Genomic DNA, 4,560 nt, shown 5'->3' on the forward strand with positions numbered 1-4,560 from the left:
CTCTACTTTTTTCGCCTCTAATGCGGCTTTATGCTCCTGCAAGTCTTTATCAATCTTCGATGTAGCCCCTGCAGTAGAATCTTCTTGAGATTCACCAATCTTACCGGTAGCTTTTGTCTCCAAAGCCCCATACTGATTTGACGCTACTAATGTTTTATCGTCCTGATACCCACCCACGGTCTCATCAAATTCCTCGGTAGCTGCACCAAACTGAGTATTAAACCAATTTTGTAGCATTTCACCAGCATTAGATGCTCCAAACGCAGATCCCGCTCCAACAAGTAATGTAACTGCAACTGTTCCTGTAATTATTTTCCCTTTAACTGTTTTTATCATCCTAAATATCCCCTTTTAGTTAGTAGTAGTTAATAGTTTATTTAAATTCCTTCTAGTACTTTTTTAAACGTATTTTCGATATCTAGTTCCAGTTGCTCTTCCAGCTCCTTCTCAATAGCTGGTTCATCCAAATTCATGTTTTCAAGATCGCTTACAACTTCACTTAACTCACTCTTAAATTCTCCTTGTGTTTTTGTAATCTCTTTTTTAGAACGATTGATTTGTTTTTCTAAAATATTTTCTTGAATAGAGTTAGTTAGATACTGTAAAGAGTCTTTAAGAATAACTTCATATCCTACTAACGAATTACTAATAGACTCGTCAACCTCTTTTTGTTCCTTTACTTCCTGAACTTTGATAAACCAATTTCCCAGAGAAAAATAGTTAATACTACTTGCCGAGATGTAGCTAGAACCAACAAAAACCAGTAGTATAAATGTAATAACCACTACTATTTTCCGAATTTCACTTCCCCCCAGTCACTTCCTCCTATTAAGACAAAAGTATTATAGACAATGAACCTAATTACTTAATTACCCTCCTTTTCTATAGGTATATAGACTATTCCACCTCTACTTCTGTTAAATTTCTTTGCTTTTTAACAGAAGATTAAGATTATTATACTTTTGATTCAGTTCTTTTCAATCTATTCGATAAAACTTCTTAGAATAATACAAAAATAGTCAAAATATTCTTATTTTCGACTTAAATAGACAGGCTAATGGAACCTTATATCTCCCTAAAAGGTATTTTTTCATCTAATTTAGATAATTGCTGAAAAATGTATTTATGTTAACATAAAAAAGTTTCAGACATTTTACACACAGTAAAATGTCTGAAACTTTTTTAGAAATATAGTGTTAGAAGTAATCTATCTCATTGGCATTAAATAGATTCACCTATTCTTTTGTAATAAAAAATCGTCGTACTCATTTCCCCATTAGCAGATTTGGCATAACCGGGAATCTCGCCAGCCTGTATGTAACCTAGAGAAGTATACAAATTATTTGAAGCATCGCCCTCTCTTGTGTCCAAAACTATTAAGGTTCTACCCTCTCTTGCAGCTCTATTTTCTGCCTTCTCCATTAGCTGACGTCCTATTCCATTTCTCCGGTAATGGGGATGAGTCATGAGTTTAGCGATTTCTGCACGATGCATACCATTTTGTTTACTGCAGAGGTGGAGCTGGATACTACCAATAATACGATTATTCCTTTTTGCAACAAACAAGATAACCTCAGGGGTTAAGACGTCTTCCCAATAATCCATGGCATCCGCTAGCTCCATTGGAGGCAAAAAGCCAATAGAGGCACCGTCTTCTACCACTTGTATTAGTAGCTCAGAAAGCTCCTCCATATGTTCTACGGTAGATGTTAACTGTTCGATTTTAACCTCGTTAAACACTTTCATCCCCCTCAGTTAAATTAAATTTTAAATATTATTCTATAAGACTAGCTTTGTATCCTCTATTTAGCGTTAACGTATTTACGCAACACGTCATTATTGCTGCACATTTTTTATGATAGAAGCATTTTCTACATCTAAAACTAGATCTGCTTGTTCCAATGGCTTTTCTTCCCTTAAGTAAAACTCTTCACCCTTCCAATATCTCCGCTCATACTTATTTAATCGTGCTTCCATATCTCCTATATATGAATCTCGCTTCAACACCCGTACGTTTCGAATCTCTCTCGGGCAATCCAAATAGATTAAATAATCAACAAAACTACGCCATTCCTTGCGTTGAAGGAAGACCCCCTCAATTAATAGAACTGTACAGTCCTTCAGGGGGATATCCTTTGATAAGCACTGATCTTCTTGGGCATTATAAAATTTAAGCTGAAGAACCTTTGCCTTCTCATGAATTGACTTAAACAATCTTTCCTGAATGTATAAAACATCCCATTGCATGCTATAGTATTCGTACCATTCTGGTTGCCCGGTGTTATAACGCTTTTCCCGAACTTCTATTAAATCATCAAGGTGGATAATAACAATGTTATGACCCGCTTCCTCCAGTTCTTGAGCTAGTTGATCCGTAAAAGTAGTCTTTCCTGCTCCACTTAACCCGTCTACCCCTAAAACAAAGGGACGGTTTAAGCTTTTTATTTTAGTTAGAATCTGTTGTATGTTAAACATTTTTGGATTCTCCTGTGTTTAGTAACTTGATAATAGCATTGGTAACTACGTTAGGATCCTCTAAATGAATAGAGTGACCTTTATCTGTTTGGATATGCTCTGTCCTGTCTGTTAACTTGGATAACAAAAGCTGCTGTTGAACCCATCTCTTCTCGGGATTATTAGAACTTAATACAGTGACAGGCAAGTCATTTAAAAGGGGCTTTGCATTCTTTAATTGCTCTGCTGAAATGGCAATATCCATATACTCTTGATAAATCGTTTGGTAAGCACCCATTGTATACCCTGTATAATTTAAATAATGGTTATTCTCCCCAGCCAAAAACTTTCTTCCTGCCTTTTGCTTTAATATTCTAGGTAGACCAATAAGAGAGGTCACATAACCAAAAGTCACCAACCATTTAAATCCTCTGTTTTCGTTACCAGACGCATACTGGTTCTCATGCACAGCATCGACTAGAAGCAGACCCTTCACCTGATCCGGATACAAGCTTGCATATAGTCTCATAATAAGCCCTCCATAAGAATGCCCTACTAAAACGTAAGGTGGCTGAAGATCTAATTTTTCCAGCAGCTCCTTTAACTCCTCTACATAATCTAGTGCAGTTAGAGCTTGTCGTCTTGTTTTACTCCACCCGTAATTCCCTCGATCATAGGACAATACTTTAGCACTCTTAGAAACTTTGGGCTGAATTTCGGACCAGTCAATAGAGATAGAGCCTAATCCCGATTCTAGTATAACTGTGTCTGACCCGTCTCCTTCCAATATAACGTGTATATTAGAATTCTTTGTTTTAATCATATTGCCTGGTGGATTTATTTTATTTCTGTGATTCATGGTTATATTCCATAAGGTTAATGGAAATAAGACAATTCCTAAACTATTTCTTATAAAAGTAGCTATCATTTTAGTCATAATTTTTCTCTCCCGTTGATATTATTTCTTCATCTTTTACTTCTATTAAAAAATTTTCTTGAACATACTCCTTGCCACCATATTGTTCATACCAGTCTTTAACGCTTGCAACATGTGGCTGGTCACTTCTTACTGAAGCCTCTATTTGCAAATATTCCTCGTAGCTGTTATATTCCCAAATTGCAAAAATCTCGACTAAATCGTCTTTTGTAGCCGTCATCCATCTTCCTACTAGGCGAGAGCCATGCTTTAACTGATTCGGCAAATTAATTTCGTTGAATAGCTTGTTGAAGCTCTCCACAAATTCTTCCTTTACACGATAGTACTTTCTTCGATAAAACATGCCCATCACTCCTTTAGCGCTTGGTCCATATAGCTTTTGTATAGGCTAACTTCATCCCTTGACGTTCCATGTTTCGATGACTACTGCTTCCGAATGTAGCCTCACTAGTAATGTATTTTGCGCCCTGCTCCACAGCTTTCTCTATTCTCTTATTTAGCAGTGCACGCTGCACTCCCATTCCCCGATATGCTGGAAGAGTTGCGGCAGCTGCCAGGGTGGCAAGTTCCCCTTCTACATATAAAACTCCAATGCCTACTGGGACATTTTGTCGAAGTGCTAAGTAAAAACTCCAGCCCGGCACGTCATATAATATTTGGTTGTTTTGCTGTATCCCTTCTTGTATAAAAGTAGGCAGACCGAAAGCATTTACATAGATAGCTGAAAACAAGTCAAATTCATCCCTTTTAAGAGGACGAACTTTGATAGTTGTCGACAAACTTCCACTTTTAATACTAGAGACAGACCTTATAAAGGAGGAATGAAAACCGGATTGATAATATTCCATATCTGATAGCTTACGAAACAGTTGATCAGAACTATTCAGTGGAGTAACCTCAATTCGAAAAGAAACAGATAGCTCCTTATAAAAGAAAAGGATTTCATCTAAGTATTTTAAATCGTAAGCATTTAATCCTCTAATCGTATTAAAAGCAGGTCCCGGAATTTGCCTCACAGCAAAAGCATGGGTATTGCCTTTTACTATTTGCTCTGCTCCCATAGGATTACCTGGTAATGATTGAATTGTACTTATTCTAGATGTTAGTGTATGTATTTCTTCTAATTCCGGTATTCTATATTTCATTTTCCATCTCCTATTATTTTATTT

General features: G+C 36.6%; 7 protein-coding genes. All 7 read right to left on the bottom strand.

Features of this window, described 5'->3' with window-relative positions; translation table 11 throughout:
• Nucleotides 1-336 (bottom strand): hypothetical protein (locus AC06OU_RS06015; protein WP_475854622.1); only part of this gene is annotated, 336 nt, incomplete at its 3' end.
• A gap of 41 nt (nucleotides 337-377) precedes the next feature.
• Nucleotides 378-785: a hypothetical protein gene (locus AC06OU_RS06020; protein ID WP_475854623.1), complete on the bottom strand. Its 408-nt coding sequence runs from the start codon at nucleotides 783-785 to the stop codon at nucleotides 378-380.
• Nucleotides 786-1,221: 436 nt separating this feature from the next.
• Complete coding sequence (locus tag AC06OU_RS06025; RefSeq protein WP_475854631.1) at nucleotides 1,222-1,692, bottom strand: N-acetyltransferase family protein; 471 nt, start codon at nucleotides 1,690-1,692, stop codon at nucleotides 1,222-1,224.
• A 144-nt stretch (nucleotides 1,693-1,836) separates the two neighbouring features.
• Nucleotides 1,837-2,475 carry a kinase gene (locus AC06OU_RS06030; protein ID WP_475854624.1) on the bottom strand — a complete coding sequence of 213 codons (639 nt, stop codon included), beginning with the start codon at nucleotides 2,473-2,475 and terminating at the stop codon, nucleotides 1,837-1,839.
• Complete coding sequence (locus tag AC06OU_RS06035; protein WP_475854626.1) at nucleotides 2,468-3,391, bottom strand: alpha/beta hydrolase; 924 nt, start codon at nucleotides 3,389-3,391, stop codon at nucleotides 2,468-2,470. The genes AC06OU_RS06030 and AC06OU_RS06035 overlap by 8 nt, the downstream gene beginning before the upstream one ends.
• Nucleotides 3,384-3,734: an NIPSNAP family protein gene (locus AC06OU_RS06040; protein WP_475854628.1), complete on the bottom strand. Its 351-nt coding sequence runs from the start codon at nucleotides 3,732-3,734 to the stop codon at nucleotides 3,384-3,386. Before AC06OU_RS06040 ends, AC06OU_RS06035 begins: the two co-directional genes overlap by 8 nt.
• Before the next feature lie 13 nt (nucleotides 3,735-3,747).
• Nucleotides 3,748-4,536 (bottom strand): GNAT family N-acetyltransferase, encoded by a 789-nt coding sequence (locus AC06OU_RS06045; protein ID WP_475854629.1) that lies wholly within the window; start codon nucleotides 4,534-4,536, stop codon nucleotides 3,748-3,750.
• Nucleotides 4,537-4,560 lie beyond the last annotated feature (24 nt).

The sequence above is a fragment of the Psychrobacillus sp. genome (assembly GCF_056205495.1).

What these genes read in the sequence shown, in the direction of transcription:
- AC06OU_RS06025 (WP_475854631.1), bottom strand. Translation starts at nt 1,692, where the DNA reads ATGGAGGAGCTTTCTGAGCTACTAATACAAGTGGTAGAAGACGGTGCC.
- AC06OU_RS06030 (WP_475854624.1), bottom strand. Translation starts at nt 2,475, where the DNA reads ATGTTTAACATACAACAGATTCTAACTAAAATAAAAAGCTTAAACCGT.
- AC06OU_RS06035 (WP_475854626.1), bottom strand. Translation starts at nt 3,391, where the DNA reads ATGACTAAAATGATAGCTACTTTTATAAGAAATAGTTTAGGAATTGTC.
- AC06OU_RS06045 (WP_475854629.1), bottom strand. Translation starts at nt 4,536, where the DNA reads ATGAAATATAGAATACCGGAATTAGAAGAAATACATACACTAACATCT.
- AC06OU_RS06040 (WP_475854628.1), bottom strand. Translation starts at nt 3,734, where the DNA reads ATGTTTTATCGAAGAAAGTACTATCGTGTAAAGGAAGAATTTGTGGAG.